The sequence below is a fragment of the Clostridium sp. LIBA-8841 genome, assembly GCF_057782475.1.
Genome location: NZ_CM173488.1, coordinates 508182 through 524021 on the forward strand (window position 1 = coordinate 508182; position 15840 = coordinate 524021).

Here is a 15840-nt window from a genome sequence, read left to right on the forward strand (position 1 = left end):
AAAATTTGTACTAAATATTGAAAATATGTCAAGAATTAATTTATACTATTAAATTAGGATATTAAATTTAAAATTGAGGAGTTTGGGTATGAATCAATACATGGAGTTTTATAAATTATTAGGTGAATTTTATAATGAAGAAGATATTACTGTAGATTCTCCAATGAGTGAACATATTTATTTCAGAGTAGGAGGACCAGCAGATATACTAGTAACTCCTGTTAATGAGGAACAAGTAGTTAATACTTTAAAACTTTGTAGGGAATATAATGTACCTTATTTTATATTAGGTAACGGTTCTAATATTTTAGTTAAAGATGGTGGAATTTCTGGAGTTGTAATTAAGCTTAATAAATTAAATAAAGTTACTTCAGAAGGAAATTGTGTAACAGCTCAAAGTGGAGCACTATTAAAAGATGTATCAAAAGCCGCTTTGGAAAATAACTTAAGAGGTTTTGAATTTGCATGTGGAATACCAGGAAGTATAGGTGGAGCGGTATTTATGAACGCTGGAGCTTATGATGGAGAAATGGCACATGTAATAAAGTCAGCTAGAGTAATTGATGAAAATTGCAATATTAAGAATTTAACTAAAGAAGAATTAGAACTTGGTTATAGAAGTTCATTAGTTATGAAAAAAGGATATGTAGTTATAGATGCTACAGTTGAACTAGAAAGCGGAGAGTATACTAGTATAAAAGATAAGATCGATGATCTTACGAATAAAAGAGAGAGTAAACAACCTTTAGAGTATCCATCAGCAGGTAGTACTTTTAAAAGACCAGAAGGATATTTTGCAGGTAAGCTTATTCAGGATTCAGGATTAAAAGGTTTCTCAATAGGAGGAGCAGCTGTATCAGAAAAGCATTCAGGATTTGTAATCAATAAAGGTGGAGCAACAGCTAAAGATGTTTTAGATGTTATAGCGCATGTTCAAAAAACAGTTAAAGAAAATTTTGGTGTTGATCTTCACACTGAAGTTAGAATAATAGGTAGAGATTAATAGAATAAACAAAAATAGAGTCTGCATTTAAATTAAATGTAGGCTCTATTTTTATGCATATATTTGAGGCATACTCCATGTATATTAAAACAATATTAATAGCTTAAAATATTAACGATATGACCCTAAAAATATATTTATCAATACATATATAAATGTTACTCCAAAGAAAATATTAGAAATCCAAAATAAAATTTTACCATAAGGAAATTTTGTTTTTCTGTGGTTTTCTACTTTTAAAGATTTCAAAACTTCTAAAAAGTTATTTAAATCATCATCATTGTGTTCTATGGAGCCTATCAACATATAGCTTTTAGGAATACTTAAATCATTCTCTCCAAGTTTATTAAATTCTATGAAAAGAGTATTTCTGCTAAACTCCATGAAGTCTCTTATACTTTTATTTGATATAAAGGATGTTTTTATATAGTTAAGAGGAATTGTTGTTGTATCTATAACTCTAAAGTAATTGTCTAAATTATAAAATAAAAGCTTATCTTCGGTAACATAAACTCTATAGGCAACTGCCTGTTTTGAGAAACCTATTGATAAAACTTTAAAAGTATAATCATTAAAAGAATATAATAAAGTCTTATAAATAAGTTTATCTTTAGGAATAGGACAGTCTTTATCTAAAGCTTCTATGACAATATCTCTCAAGACTTTACCATTCCTAACATAATTAAGAGTATCATCAGCTTCATCACCAAGGTTATTTACTACTCTTATAATATTTTTTAGAGAAAAGTCTGCATTAACATTATCAAAGTTATTCTTTAAATATGGATTGATAGCAAATTTTATAACTGTTTTGATTCTTCTTTTTTGTTCTTCAGTGAGATTAATATCTGGTAATTCTTTATCATTTATTTCAACTAGATTAAAAGTGTTCATCATATAAAAGTCCTCCTTAATTTAATGAATATATAAGTATAAGTATTCATTAAGTAATTTTTTCATCAGAATAATTTTCTTTATTAGTAATGGATAACTTTTTACGCCCTCGCAAAATCCTGAGACTCACAGCTTTGGGTGTCATATTAAGATCCTTAGCTATATCTTTAATACTTTTATTTAAGAAAAAGCGTTGAATAAATATTTTTCTATCTAATTCTTTAAAATTATTAATCTCTTTTTTTATAGTTTCTAACTCAGCTCTCGACATAACTTGTTCTTCAATAGAATCAGTATTTTTGCTTTCCTCTTTAAGTTCTATATTTTCAAAATGTTTTTTTTCTTTTCTAAGAATATCAATAGCACTATATTTAGTTATAGCAGCTAGCCAGTTCTTGAATTTACTTTTATCATAATCATACCCGTGTATGTTTTCCCAAACTTTTAAAAGTACATCATTTACACATTCTTCACTAAGTTCTTTTGAATTAAGTTGCATATAAGCTAATTTATATATTAAGTTTCCAAAGGCATCTAAAACATACTCAAGTGCATTTGGATTTCCTTTTTTTAATTCTTCTATAAATGTATTTTCCATAGTATCCTCTCCAAACTAATTTTTTATTGAAAGCTTAAGTTGGTAAGTTTAAGACTATTTGAGAAATAAACAAGAGGATAAAAAAAATAATTGCTAGTACAGTGATTATCAGATTTCTAGTTTTTTCTTTAGAAGTAACTTCTAAAGGATTAGTATCAACACCTAAAGAATTAAGTGTGTTCAAGAGTTCATAAAGTTCTGAAACATTTTCTCCTTTTTCACCAACTAAGTAATAAGTACTAGGAAGTGAAAGGTTATTTTCAGTTGATTTATCTAAATTAATAATTAAAGTATTACAGCTAAAAGGGATATAATTTTTTTTATCATATTTGCTTATAAAAGCAGACTTGATATATGTTAAAGGCAATTTAGTTGTATTTATAACTCTAAAGTAATTATCCAAGTTATAAATAAAGACTTCATTCTTTGTAACGTATATTCTGTGTGAAAAAACTGAATTTGAATATAAAACACCAACTGTTTTAAATGAATAATCTACTGGAATATATAATAATGTTTTATATAAAATATCATTTTCTTCAATAGGACAATCTTTATCTAAGGCGTCTATTACTAAATCTCTAAGAATCTCACCACCTTTAACATGGTTAAGAACTTCCTCAGATGATTTACTAAGTGTATTGCTAATCTTAGATAAGTTAGAATTTGATAGGTCAATATCAATAGGATTTTTATCTAAAGATAAATATGATTTGATTAAGTTATTAAAAAGTTTTTTAATCTTTTTCTTTTGATCTTCTGAAAGTTCAACGTCAGGTAGAATATCTTCATTTATATCAATTAAATCAAATTTTCTCATAACTGCTCTTAGAAAGTTAAGGTAAACTTTCTAAACTTCACCCCCTTATGGATTTAATAATAATTATATAGTTAATTTCATAATAATTGGTTAATTGTAATAAAAAGTATTTATATAGATGAAATTAAAATATTTATATTTAATAATCTTTCTACTAATTAATTCGTAATAAAAAAGAAAATGCTTCAAGAATAAATAAGTTTTTTATTTATAATTCATTGTTGATTTATATTTAGGAATCTGTTTTAAACTAATACTGATTTTTAGATAGAACTGCTCATCAAGTTAAGCTTGAAAGGCTAGCTAAAAATCAACATTAACATAAAGCATAGTCATATTTAAACTTAGTATGAGAATAGCTATTGTGAAATGTAGAGTAACATTTTTAAATTTCATACTTTATTTTAGTTAATAATTATTAAAAAGCTTAAATTAAAATTAGAGATAATTTTTATATTGTCATTAAAATAATTTTAAAACTAGAGTAGTGTGAGTTTGATTTGTATAATGATATAAAACTTTATGAATTTTAATTAAAGGTTCTGGTTTAAATGTTTATCTAAAACAAAACTCAATTAAAAAGGTTTTGTTGGTAATTTTATTAGTTAGTTTTGGGGAAATTAAACTAACTTTTAGCAATAATTTTAAGGAGGCTATTTAAAATGAAATTTAATGTTAGAGATGAGGTCTTAAGAATTGAGGCCTATGTGGCAGGAAAACCGATATCAGAGGTGAAAAGAGAATTAGGTCTTGAAAAGGTGGTTAAGTTAGCATCTAATGAAAATCCTCTTGGGTGTTCACCTAAGGTTAAAGAAGCACTTAGAAATGTAGTTGAAGAAACTTTTTTGTATCCAGATGCTAATAATTTTGATTTAAAAAGAACACTATCAAAATATTTAGGTGTAAATGAAAGAAAAATTTTTTGTGGAGCTGGATCTGATTCCCTAATAAGAGTTATTTGTAATACATTGATAAATCCTGAAGATGAAAATATAGTAGGAGAGATAACATTCCCAAGATATGAAACTAATATAGAGCTTATGGGAGGTAAGGTTATTAAAGTTCCTATGAAAGAAATGAAGTTAGATTTAGAAGGTATGGTAAATGAGATTACACCAAAAACAAAAACAATTTGGTTTTGTAATCCCAATAATCCTACAGGGAGTACCTTTGGGGTTAATGATATAAAAGATCTTTTAAATAAAATACCAAGTAGTGTATATATAATAATGGATGAGGCTTACGTAGAGTATGTTTCAAGAGATGATTATCCAAATTCAATTGAGCTTTTAAAAGAATATAAAAATATTATTATTCTTAGAACTTTTTCTAAGGCGTATGGATTAGCTTCATTGAGAGTTGGATATGGAATAGCACATGAAAAACTTGTAGAGTATTTTAATAGGGTTGTTAATTCATTTGACGTTAATCTCTATGCGCAAGTAGCAGCAGTAGAAGCTTTAAATGATAGAGAGTTCTTAAATAATGTTAAAATATTCAATAAAAACCAAAGAGATTATTTAGAGAAAGAGTTTGAAAACATGGGATTAAAATACGTAAAATCTGATGCAAACTTTATACTGGTAAATGTTAAATGTGATGACAAAAAGTTTTTTTACTATTTACTTCAAAATGGATATATAATTAGACCAGGCTATTTATTAGGATGTCCCCAGTGGATGAGAATAAGTATAGGGAAAGAAGCTGAAAATAAAGAATTAATTAGACTTATGAAGAGCTATTTAGAGAAAAACTTATAAAAAAAGACAGCTTAATAAAATGAGTAATAATTACCTTGTTTTATGTTATAATTTATTTGTAAAATTATTAGATTTGCTTTAATTACTAAGTGATTAAAGCATTTCTTATGTTTTGAAAATTAATTAAATTTTTTTAAGTTTATAAATTTATATTTTAATTTGTTTTATTAGATTCTATTATTGTAAGATAAAATTAGATTTAATGTTAAGGGGGAAGCGATTCCCAGTAAGATATTATTGAAATTCATGGTGTAGTTAGGTATTTTTAATTTTTGAAATTCAAAATTATAAGCTATCGAATAAAATGAATTATATGTTTAGGAGATGATAATATGAGATTTGTAATAGTTACTGGTCTTTCAGGTGCAGGAAAGACAGAAGCAACAAGAAGTTTAGAAGATTTAGGATACTTTTGTGTGGACAACTTACCACCAAAATTAATACCGAAGTTTGCAGAGGCATGCATACAAAGTGAAGGTAAAATAGATAAAATAGCTTTAGTAATAGATATAAGAGGAGGAATATTCTTCGATGATTTATTTGAAAGCTTAGAGTACTTAAAAACAAATGATTTTAATTATGAAATTTTATTCTTAGAAGCTTCAGATGAAGTTTTAGTTAAGAGATTTAAAGAAACGAGAAGAAGTCATCCACTTTCACCAGATGGAAGAATAATAACTGGTATAAGTGAAGAGAGAATGAGACTTAGAGAGCTTAAGGATAGAGCTGACAATATAATTGATACTTCAAATTATCCTATAAGAAATTTAAGAGAAAAAATAAACCTTTTATATGGAGATGGTAAACCAGTAGAGCAAAATCTTTCAATAACTATCTTATCTTTTGGATTTAAGTATGGAATTCCTTCAGATTCAGATTTAGTTTTTGATGTTAGATTTATACCAAATCCATTTTATATTCCAGAATTAAAGCCATTTTCAGGAGAAGATGAACCAGTTAAAAATTATGTGCTTGCTCAAGAAGAAACTAAAGGTTTCTTATCAAGACTTACAGATATGGCAGAGTTCTTAATTCCTAATTATATTAAAGAGGGAAAAAGACAGCTTATTATATCTATAGGATGTACAGGGGGAAGACATAGATCAGTAGCAATAGCAAATGCTTTATATAAAGAATTACTATCTAAAAACCTTAGTGTTAGTTTAGAGCATAGAGATATTAATGAGGATATAAATAGAGGGGATAGAAAACTATGATGACAAAAAAAATGCTTAAGCCTGGTATCAAAGTTAAAAGATACATATTTTTGGCTTTAGCATCTATAATCACTATGTCGATTGCTATGGCAAAGTTAATTGGTGAGAGACATGTAACTAATGTTCAAGATAAGGCTATATTTATAATTCTTATATTTTTTTCGGGGTTAGTTGGTTATAAATCCATAGTTTGGTGTGTTAAATCTTTAGTTTCACTAGTAAACAAAGGATATATAAATTTATCTATTGAAGAAGATGAATTAGAAGATTTAATAGAAGATGACAGACTTCTAATAAAAGGTCCTAAAATAGTTGTTATAGGCGGCGGGACAGGCCTTTCAACAATGCTTAGAGGACTTAAACACTATACATCAAATATAACTGCGGTAGTAACAGTTGGAGATGACGGTGGTGGATCTGGTATTCTTAGAGAAGATTTAGGTATGCTTCCTCCAGGCGATATAAGAAACTGTATATTAGCATTAGCTAATACAGAACCTTTAATGAATGAATTATTGCAATATAGATTTAATGATGGTAGACTAAAGGGCCAGAGCTTTGGTAATTTATTCTTAGCTGCTATGGACGGAATCTCTGAAAATTTTGAGGATGCTGTCCAGAAAATGAGTTCTGTCCTTGCGGTTAAGGGTGAAGTTTTACCTGTAACTTTAGAAAATATGATTTTAGAAGCTGAACTTATGAATGGACATAAGGTAAGAGGGGAATCTTTAATAGGAGAGGAAGTTATAGACCAAAGTAGTCCAATAAAAAAATTAAAAATAATACCAGAGGATGCTAAAGCTTTAGATAGAGCATTAGAAGCAATAGAGGATGCTGATGCTATAGTTTTAGGACCAGGAAGTTTATATACTAGTGTATTACCTAATCTTTTGGTAAAAGATATAACTAAGGCTATAAAGAAGAGTAAAGCATTTAAAATATATAATTGTAATATAATGACTCAACCAGGTGAAACTGATGGATTTAAGGTTTCTGATCATGTTAAAGTTATACTAGATCATTGTGGGAAAGATATGGTAGATTGTATAATTGCAAACTCTAAAGATATTTCAGAAGAGCTAAAACAAAAATATTTAGAAAAGAATTCTGAATTTGTAGAACTTGATATAAATAAGCTTAAGAAAATGGGATTGTGTGTTATCGAAGGTGATTTAATGAAAGTAAATGGGGATTATATAAGACATAATTCAGAGTACTTAGCACAACTTCTCATTGAAACAGTAATGGAAAAGCATTTATTATATGATAGAAAGAAAATTTTAGAGTATATATATTTATCACAAAGAATTAAGAAAAGAGAGCGTTTAAATAGGAAGGAGCAATCATGTCATTTTCAGCAAAAGTAAAGGGAGAAATATGTAGATATATTGATATATCAAAGGAAGAAGCTCTTGCTCAAATATCAGCTATCATGAAGGTATGCGGAACACTTGCTTTTAGTGGTAGACAAATAAGCTTCAAAATGACAACAGAAAATCCTGCATCTGCAAGATTGATGTTTACTATATTAAAGGATTACTTTGATATACACGCAAAACTTATGGTTAAAAAAAGTAATTCCTTAAAGAAAAATAATATTTATATGGTTGTTGTAACTGAAGACATGGGAGTAAAAAAGTTACTTGAAATAACAGGAATTCTAAGAGAAATAGAAGGAATAATGTCATTAGACTATCATATAGATGAAGATTTAGTTGATACAGAAGCTAAGAAAAAGGCATATATTAGAGGAGCTTTTATCGGTGGTGGAAGTATAAGTAATCCTGAAAAAACTTATCATCTAGAGTTTGTTACTCACTCACAAGAATATGCAGAGGATTTAGGAAAACTTATCAATACATTTGGTTTAAAATCAAAGGTAATACAAAGAAAAAATAGTTACATAGTCTATATAAAAGAAGGAGAGCAGATAGTTGACTTATTAAATATAATAGGAGCTCATACAGCACTTCTAGAACTTGAAAATATTAGAATCATGAAGGAAATGAGAAATAATGTAAATAGACTTGTAAACTGTGAGACTGCAAACCTTAGCAAAACTGTAAATGCAGCAGTTAGACAGGTTGAGAGTATAAAACTTATAGAGAGAGAAATTGGTCTTGCAAGACTTCCAAAAAATTTAAGGGAAGTTGCAGAGTTAAGATTAACTTATCCTGAGGAATCATTAAAGGAACTTGGGGAAATGCTTGAACCTCCAGTTGGTAAATCGGGAGTAAATCATAGATTAAGAAAAATCGAAAAAATAGCTGAAGAACTTAGAACAGGTAACTTCTAGCAGAATTTTTAAAATCTTTTAAGTGATTATTTTAACAGCAAATGCTATGTTTGCTGTTAGAAAAGCTTAAAAGTTTTTTTTGGTTAAGGCTATATTTTTAGGAGGTGTTGATTTTTAGATAGTCCTTCAGATCTAGCTTAATTTCGCAAAGAGTTTCTATTATCTATTCCAGAATAATAGCTAAGGCTTCTAAACTAGCTTGGCGTCGAACAAAAGAAGCCTTTTAACGCTATTATTCTTTCATAGATAATGAAACTCTAATTGCTCATTAAGATGGTCTTACGGCTCTATCTAAAAATTAACATTCACCTAAAATAGAGTCTTATTAAAAAATATACCTAATGTTGAGATAATATTAATTTTACTAATGGAGAAACTAGTTTTGAAAATAATATTATTTCATATGGAGGTATTGATATGGTAAAGAAATTTAAAAAAATGATTTGGCTTCTAGTAGGTGTCATGGTTTTTGGCCTTATAGGTATGATTGGATGTACAAAAAAAGCTACTGAGATGCCAGGAGGATCTGGAGTGACAGCAACTACTCCGGAAGAGTATATGACAATGTTGGAAGAAAAAATTAAAACTTATATGGGCGACATAAAGATGGCAGCAGAATATGATTTCTCAGGTGTAACAGAGGAAAATAAGCAGGCAACTTATGAGGCCTATAAGAAATATTATACAAACTTAGATACTGAACTTACTAATTTAAGAAATGAACTTAATAGCAAAGTTACTCAAGGAGATTCAAAAGTTAGTGAAGTGAACAAAAAAGTAGTAGAAAATATAGATAATTTAAAAATGTCTATAAGTAATGTTGAAAAAGAGTTAAAGGCTAATAAGGATAAGTTAATGGCAATGCCTGCAGATCAATTTGTTAATGCAATGAAAGATATTGAAAAGCCAGCATATGATGCTAGAGTAAAACTTCAACAATCTATAGATGATGTCAAAAATATCTTTAAGTAATTTTAGGGGTATATCAAAATAATGCAATAAAACTTATAAATAGCATGGAGAGAATATCTAGATAAACTCTTAGTGAAATCCAGATATTCTCTCCAAATATATTTATAAGTTTTATTATTGAGTTTTGATACAGCCCTTTAATTTATTTCTATTATTTGGTCATATAATATTTCAGTATCATCATTTGAAATATATTCATATTCTAAAAGATAATCAATGTTAGTATCAAAGTCTGATATAACATATGCCCATCTTTAGTTTCTATATTTTCATAGTTTTGAGTTGTATATAACTCATCAGATATTTCTTTTTGGTTGTTTTTATTTTTTTTATAAATTTTATTACACTCATTTATTAAAATTCTTATTAACCATGTTTTAAAATACCTTTCATCCTTTAATGTATTAATCTTATTAAAGGCTATTAAAATAGTAGTTTGGATAGCATCTTCAACATCCTCTTCAATCTTTAAGATACCTTTAGCAACTCTATACATAGATGTGAGATTTTCTTTTATTAATAGTTCAAAGTCTTGAGATAAGTCCTCTTTAGTTAATTTTTTGTATGAAACTTTATTAAATGAATTTTTATTAAAAAAACTTATTAGTTCCAATATCATCCTTCCTTTTTCAACTATTAGAGAGTAAATTATACATAATTGTTCCATAAAAAAATGAGTATTTTCATTTTATTTACAAATAATAAAAAGTTTTGAATGTTTATTTAAAACTTGACTGATTTTTAGGAGTATTATAAATTAATAATTTAAGAATTTTACTTTATAAATAAGTGTGTTAAAGTAAAAAAATGAAATTAATATGATAAATTAGATATGTTTTCATAAAAAGATTATTTTTGTTTGAGAGGTTAATAATTAGAACTACTACAATAAAGTTTTCTTAGTGTATTTCTATTTAATATGGTAAAATTAATATATTACACTTAAATAAAAACATAGCTTTTAGTATGCAATTTTAATAAAAAAAATGACTATTTACTTAAAGTAAAATTAGAAAAATAGTAGTTTATATATCATTAAAAATGTTTAATAGAAACAATATTAGAAGAAAGGATGTGAAGGAAATGGGGGATAAAAAGTTTTGTCACTTACATCTGCACTCAGGGTACAGTTTGTTAGATGGTTCTGGAAAGATAAAGCCACTTATTAAAAGGGCGAAGGAACTTGGAATGGAAAGCATAGCTTTAACTGACCATGGTGTTATGTATGGATGTGTCGACTTATATAAAGAGGCTAAAGCACAAGGCATAAAGCCTGTTTTAGGTTGTGAAGTTTATGTTGTGCCTAAGTCTAGAAAGATAAAAAGTAATGATGAAGATAATAAAACATATCATTTAGTTCTTCTTGTTAAGAATGAAAAGGGATATGAGAACCTTATGAAAATTGTTTCTGTAGCATCTATTGAGGGATTTTATTATAAACCAAGAATTGATAGAGAATATTTAAAAGAACATTCAGAAGGAATAATAGCCTTAAGTGCTTGTCTAGGAGGAGAGGTTCAAAAGGCTATTTTAAATGGAAATATAGATAGAGCTAGAGAAGCCGCAACATTCTATAGAGATACTTTTAAAGATGGATTTTATTTAGAGCTTCAAAACCATGGTATGGAAGAACAAAAGAAGGTTAATGAAGTAAATATACAGTTAGCTAAGGAACTTAATATTCCATTAGTAGCGACTAATGACGTTCACTACATAAATCAAGAGGATTCAAAGGCTCATGACATACTTATGTGCATTCAAACTGGGAAAACTGTTGATGACCAAAATAGAAGAAGATACCCATCAGATCAATTCTATTTAAAATCACCAGAAGAGATGTGGGATATGTTTGATTATGTTCCAGAGGCTTTAGAAAATACATTAAAGATTGCTGAAGAATGTAATTTTGATTATGAGTTCCATGTATCAAAGCTACCTAAGTTCCCATTGCCAGAAGGGGTGGAGCCTTTTGACTATTTAAGAAAAACTTGTTTTGATGGTCTTATAGATAGATTAGAAGAACTTAAGCCGCTTAAGGACAATGGAGAATATGATATAGATAAGGTATATGAGATTGGGGAAAGCAATGAGCGTGTTAAAGAGGATATAGAAAGATTAGAATATGAGCTTGGAGTAATTAAGCAGATGGGATATGTAGATTACTTCTTAATAGTTTGGGACTTTATTAAATACGCTAATGATAATGGAATACCAACAGGCCCAGGAAGAGGGTCAGCTGCTGGAGCTTTAGTTGCCTATACTTTAGGAATAACAAAGATTGACCCTATGAAATATAGCTTGCTTTTTGAGCGTTTCTTAAATCCTGAAAGGGTAAGTATGCCCGATATAGATTCTGACTTCTGCTATGAAGGAAGACAGCAAGTTATAGACTATGTTGTTGAAAAGTATGGACATGATAATGTATCTCAGATTATAACCTTTGGAACAATGGCTGCAAGAGCTTGTATAAGAGATGTAGGAAGAGCTATGAATTATACTTATGCAGAGGTTGATAGAATAGCTAAACAAATACCTACAGTATTAGGAGTTACCATAGATAAGGCTTTAGATTTAAATCCAGAGCTTAAAACTATATATGATAGTGAGGAGCGAGTAAAGGAGCTTATAGATGTCAGCAGAAGACTAGAGGGACTTCCAAGACACTCATCAACTCATGCTGCTGGTGTTGTTATAGCATCTCAGCCTTTGGTTGAGTATGTTCCACTTCAAAAAAATGATGAGTCTATAGTAACTCAATTTGATATGACAACCCTTGAGGAACTTGGACTATTAAAGATGGATTTCCTTGGACTTAGAACCTTAACTGTTATGCGTGATGCTGTTGATATGATTAAATATAACAGAGGTGTAGATGTAGACTTAGATAATCTAGACTTTGATGATAAAGAAGTTTATAAAATGATTGGTGAGGGGAATACAGTAGGTGTATTCCAATTAGAATCAGCTGGTATGACTTCTTTCATGAAAGAGTTGAAACCAGACTGTTTAGAAGATATCATAGCGGGAATCTCTCTTTACAGACCAGGTCCAATGGCAGAAATACCAAGGTATATTGATGGAAAAAGAGATCCTAAATCAGTAGAATATATAGTTCCTGAACTTGAAAGCATACTAAATGTAACTTATGGAGTTATGGTTTATCAAGAGCAGGTTATGGAGATTGTTAGAAAGCTAGCAGGTTATTCTATGGGAAGAAGTGACCTTGTTAGAAGAGCCATGTCTAAGAAAAAGCATAAGGTCATGGAAGAGGAAAGAAAGAACTTCATTTATGGAGTTGAAGATGAAAATGGAAATATTGAGGTGCCAGGTTGCTTAAGAAATGGGATTTCAGCTGAGGCAGCCAATAAAATATTTGACTCCATGATGGACTTTGCATCTTATGCATTTAACAAAAGTCATGCTGCTGCTTATGCCGTAATAGGATTTCAAACTGCATACTTAATGAGATATTATCCAGTAGAGTTTTTAGCAGCTATGCTTAACTCTGTTATGGGTAACAGTGATAAAGTATCTGAGTATATAAGAAGTGCAGAAAAGCTTGGAATTCAAGTATTACCACCAGATATAAATGAAAGTTATACTAAGTTTACTGTTAAAGGAGATACCATAAGGTTTGGTATGGGAGCTATAAAGAATGTTGGAGTTAACGTTGTTGCTAACATATCCTCTTCTAGAGATAAAAAAGGTAAATTTACATCTCTTATGGATTTTTGTAATAAAGTAGATTTAAGTATTGTTAATAAGAGAGCCGTTGAGAGTTTAATTAAGGCTGGAACATTTGATAGTTTAAAGGTATATAGATCACAATTATTATCTGTTTTTGAAAAGATAATGGATGGAGTTTACTCGCAAAGAAAGAAGAATATAGATGGTCAAATGTCTCTATTTGGAGCTATACAAGAGGAAAGTAATAATTTAGAGATTAGTTATCCTAATATAAAAGAGTTTAATAAAAAGTATATGCTTGCTATGGAAAAAGAGATGACAGGTCTTTATATGAGCGGCCATCCTCTTGATGACTATGAAAAGCCTTTAAAGGAACAAACTTCGATAACTATAGAAAAAATAGTTGAAGCTCAAAAGAATTTAAGCGAACAGAAGGATGTTGAATTAGAAGATTTAGTTATAGATAGCTCTTTAAGTGATGGAACAAGGGTAATTGTAGGAGGAATTCTTACTAATGTATCTAGAAAAGTAACTAGAAATAATACACTTATGGCATTTGCAAAAATTGAGGATTTAACAGGATATTTAGAGTGTGTTATATTCCCAAAAACTTTAGAAAAGTGCAATACGCTAGTGAATGAAGATTCTTTTGTTTTAATAAGAGGAAGAGTTTCTCTAAAAGAAGATGAAGAGCCAAAGATACTTTGTGAGGATATACAACCATTAGAATTGATGAATTCATCTAAGGTTTATATAAAGGTAGAGGATAAGGCAAAGGCTAATATGATAATTAAGCCTTTAAAAGTTTTATTATCACAATATAAAGGGGATTCTCCAATATATGTTTTTGCTGAAAAAGAAAAAGCATCCTTCAGACTTAATAGAGATATGTGGGTTAATCTAGAGACTGATGTAATAGACTTTTTAATCAGTAAATTTGGGGAAGAGAATGTAAAAGTGGTTGAAACCTAGCTCTTAAATCTTAGAAAATTAGTGAAAAAATAAACAAAATAGGAAATTAATGTCCACTTATAAGAGAGAAGTTGCCAGTTTAAAATATTTTTTGAATATATAAGTATTAACGATTACTTATTGAGTTTTAGAGAGATATTTTAGAAAAAGCACTAGTAAAACCTCCTCTTAAAGTGGACTTTTTTTAAAAAAGTGATAAAATTAATTTGTAAATTTTCTTAAAATTAAAAAAATATAATCTTTTTGTATAATTAACTAAATTTTTTGTGCAAAAAGTGTTAATTTAGTTTTAAATGGACAATATAGTTAAATTTTGAATTATAACTTTTAATATTTATTTAAATATAAAAATGAAATTAGAGCATAATAATTATTGAAAAAATTATCAAATATCGAGTTTTTTTTCTTTAATTCTACATAAAAAGGTTGAAAATGGACACTACTTTAAGTACAATTAATTGTGGTAGAATAGTATTAACAAAAGTTACGTAGGGTATTTAAATTTTGAGATAAGATTTTACATAGTTTAAAATTGATAAACATTTAACATATATAAATAATATCTTAAAAATGTGGGTAATATTTGGCACTGTTGGGACTAAAGTTGTCCCGAGTGGTGTAGAGGAGGAAAATATTATGAAAAAGATTGCTGTTTTAACAAGTGGTGGAGATGCACCAGGAATGAATGCTGCATTAAGAGCAGTTACAAGAATGGCTTTACACAATGGACTTGAAGTGATGGGAGTTCAAAGAGGATACGCTGGATTAATAAACGGAGAACTATTCAAAATGGATAGAAAATCTGTTTCAGAAATCATAAACAGAGGTGGTACAATCTTAAGAACTGCTAGATGTTTAGAGTTCAAACAAGAAGAAGTAAGAGAAAAAGCTGCACAAATATTAAAAGCTTATGGAGTTGAAGCTTTAGTAGTTATCGGTGGAGATGGATCATTCATGGGAGCTAAACTTCTTTCAAAATTAGGAGTTAAGACTGTTGGATTACCAGGAACAATCGATAATGACTTATCTTACACTGATTACACTATAGGATTTGATACTGCATTAAACACTGTAGTAGATGCTATAAACAAATTAAGAGATACATCAACTTCACACGAAAGAGTATCTATCGTAGAAGTTATGGGAAGAAACTGTGGAGACCTTGCTTTATATGCTGGTATAGCAGGTGGAGCAGAAGCTATAATAGTTCCAGAAATGCCATTTGATAAAGATGAATTAATCAAAACTATCTTAGAAGGTAGAGCAAATGGAAAAACTCACAGCATAATAGTTGTTGCTGAAGGAGTTGGAGGATCAGCTGAGTTAGCTAAAGAAATAGAATCTGTAACAGGTATAGAAACTAGAGCTACAATTTTAGGACATATTCAAAGAGGTGGATCACCAACTGCTGATGATATAGTATTAGCATCAAGAATGGGAGCTAAAGCTGTAGAAGTTTTATTAGAAGGAAAAACTTCAAAAGTTATAGGAATTAAAGAAAATAAAATATTCGATATGGATATAGATGAAGCTTTAGATATAGAAAGAAGCTTTGATGAAAATTTATATGAAATGGCTAAAGCTATAAACAAATAATTTTATTGAGTTAATGACATAATAA

12 protein-coding genes are annotated in these 15840 nt (G+C 28.7%); 8 read left to right on the plus strand and 4 right to left on the minus strand.

Annotated features, from left to right (window positions below; all coding sequences use genetic code 11):
- The first annotated feature begins 88 nt into the window (after positions 1 to 88).
- A complete protein-coding gene (gene murB / locus AC2A4K_RS02175; RefSeq protein WP_322504610.1) occupies positions 89 to 1003 on the plus strand; it encodes a UDP-N-acetylmuramate dehydrogenase in 915 nt (304 codons plus the stop codon).
- A gap of 111 nt (positions 1004 to 1114) precedes the next feature.
- Here murB and AC2A4K_RS02180 read toward each other — a convergent pair whose 3' ends face one another.
- The 3 genes from AC2A4K_RS02180 to AC2A4K_RS02190 are packed head-to-tail and all read right to left on the minus strand — an operon-like array spanning position 1115 to position 3315.
- Positions 1115 to 1900 carry a hypothetical protein gene (locus AC2A4K_RS02180; protein WP_322504609.1) on the minus strand — a complete coding sequence of 262 codons (786 nt, stop codon included), beginning with the start codon at positions 1898 to 1900 and terminating at the stop codon, positions 1115 to 1117.
- Between the two features lie 46 nt (positions 1901 to 1946).
- Positions 1947 to 2495, minus strand: a complete 549-nt coding sequence (locus AC2A4K_RS02185) for a sigma-70 family RNA polymerase sigma factor (protein WP_322504608.1) — start codon at positions 2493 to 2495, stop codon at positions 1947 to 1949.
- Positions 2496 to 2529: 34 nt separating this feature from the next.
- A complete protein-coding gene (locus tag AC2A4K_RS02190) occupies positions 2530 to 3315 on the minus strand; it encodes a hypothetical protein (RefSeq protein WP_322504607.1) in 786 nt (261 codons plus the stop codon).
- A 662-nt stretch (positions 3316 to 3977) separates the two neighbouring features.
- Between AC2A4K_RS02190 and hisC the strand changes: the two genes are divergently transcribed.
- The 5 genes from hisC to AC2A4K_RS02215 all read left to right on the plus strand — a co-directional run bounded on the left by hisC (position 3978) and on the right by AC2A4K_RS02215 (position 9560).
- Positions 3978 to 5075, plus strand: a complete 1098-nt coding sequence (gene hisC, locus AC2A4K_RS02195; protein WP_322504606.1) for a histidinol-phosphate transaminase — start codon at positions 3978 to 3980, stop codon at positions 5073 to 5075.
- A gap of 332 nt (positions 5076 to 5407) precedes the next feature.
- The gene (rapZ, locus tag AC2A4K_RS02200) at positions 5408 to 6292 is read left to right on the plus strand and encodes an RNase adapter RapZ (protein ID WP_322504605.1); all 885 of its coding nucleotides are present in this window, start codon (positions 5408 to 5410) and stop codon (positions 6290 to 6292) included.
- Positions 6289 to 7659 (plus strand): gluconeogenesis factor YvcK family protein, encoded by a 1371-nt coding sequence (locus AC2A4K_RS02205; protein ID WP_322504604.1) that lies wholly within the window; start codon positions 6289 to 6291, stop codon positions 7657 to 7659. Before rapZ ends, AC2A4K_RS02205 begins: the two co-directional genes overlap by 4 nt.
- Positions 7638 to 8588: a DNA-binding protein WhiA gene (gene whiA / locus AC2A4K_RS02210; RefSeq protein ID WP_322504603.1), complete on the plus strand. Its 951-nt coding sequence runs from the start codon at positions 7638 to 7640 to the stop codon at positions 8586 to 8588. Before AC2A4K_RS02205 ends, whiA begins: the two co-directional genes overlap by 22 nt.
- A gap of 417 nt (positions 8589 to 9005) precedes the next feature.
- A complete protein-coding gene (locus tag AC2A4K_RS02215; RefSeq protein ID WP_322504602.1) occupies positions 9006 to 9560 on the plus strand; it encodes a hypothetical protein in 555 nt (184 codons plus the stop codon).
- A 202-nt stretch (positions 9561 to 9762) separates the two neighbouring features.
- On the opposite strand, the gene AC2A4K_RS02220 is transcribed toward AC2A4K_RS02215, so the two are convergent.
- Complete coding sequence (locus AC2A4K_RS02220) at positions 9763 to 10173, minus strand: sigma-70 family RNA polymerase sigma factor (RefSeq protein WP_322504601.1); 411 nt, start codon at positions 10171 to 10173, stop codon at positions 9763 to 9765.
- A gap of 470 nt (positions 10174 to 10643) precedes the next feature.
- On the opposite strand from AC2A4K_RS02220, the gene AC2A4K_RS02225 reads away from it, so the two are divergent.
- Positions 10644 to 14219, plus strand: coding sequence for a DNA polymerase III subunit alpha (locus AC2A4K_RS02225; protein WP_322504600.1), 3576 nt, complete (start codon positions 10644 to 10646; stop codon positions 14217 to 14219).
- Between the two features lie 636 nt (positions 14220 to 14855).
- Positions 14856 to 15815 carry a 6-phosphofructokinase gene (gene pfkA / locus AC2A4K_RS02230; RefSeq protein WP_322504599.1) on the plus strand — a complete coding sequence of 320 codons (960 nt, stop codon included), beginning with the start codon at positions 14856 to 14858 and terminating at the stop codon, positions 15813 to 15815.
- The last annotated feature ends 25 nt before the right edge of the window (positions 15816 to 15840 follow it).

Bases quoted from the DNA above. Each gene is read 5' to 3' on its own strand.
- AC2A4K_RS02205 (WP_322504604.1), top strand. From the start codon at position 6,289: ATGATGACAAAAAAAATGCTTAAGCCTGGTATCAAAGTTAAAAGATAC.
- murB (WP_322504610.1), top strand. From the start codon at position 89: ATGAATCAATACATGGAGTTTTATAAATTATTAGGTGAATTTTATAAT.
- AC2A4K_RS02190 (WP_322504607.1), bottom strand. From the start codon at position 3,315: ATGAGAAAATTTGATTTAATTGATATAAATGAAGATATTCTACCTGAC.
- hisC (WP_322504606.1), top strand. From the start codon at position 3,978: ATGAAATTTAATGTTAGAGATGAGGTCTTAAGAATTGAGGCCTATGTG.
- AC2A4K_RS02215 (WP_322504602.1), top strand. From the start codon at position 9,006: ATGGTAAAGAAATTTAAAAAAATGATTTGGCTTCTAGTAGGTGTCATG.
- AC2A4K_RS02180 (WP_322504609.1), bottom strand. From the start codon at position 1,900: ATGATGAACACTTTTAATCTAGTTGAAATAAATGATAAAGAATTACCA.
- AC2A4K_RS02225 (WP_322504600.1), top strand. From the start codon at position 10,644: ATGGGGGATAAAAAGTTTTGTCACTTACATCTGCACTCAGGGTACAGT.
- whiA (WP_322504603.1), top strand. From the start codon at position 7,638: ATGTCATTTTCAGCAAAAGTAAAGGGAGAAATATGTAGATATATTGAT.
- pfkA (WP_322504599.1), top strand. From the start codon at position 14,856: ATGAAAAAGATTGCTGTTTTAACAAGTGGTGGAGATGCACCAGGAATG.
- AC2A4K_RS02185 (WP_322504608.1), bottom strand. From the start codon at position 2,495: ATGGAAAATACATTTATAGAAGAATTAAAAAAAGGAAATCCAAATGCA.
- rapZ (WP_322504605.1), top strand. From the start codon at position 5,408: ATGAGATTTGTAATAGTTACTGGTCTTTCAGGTGCAGGAAAGACAGAA.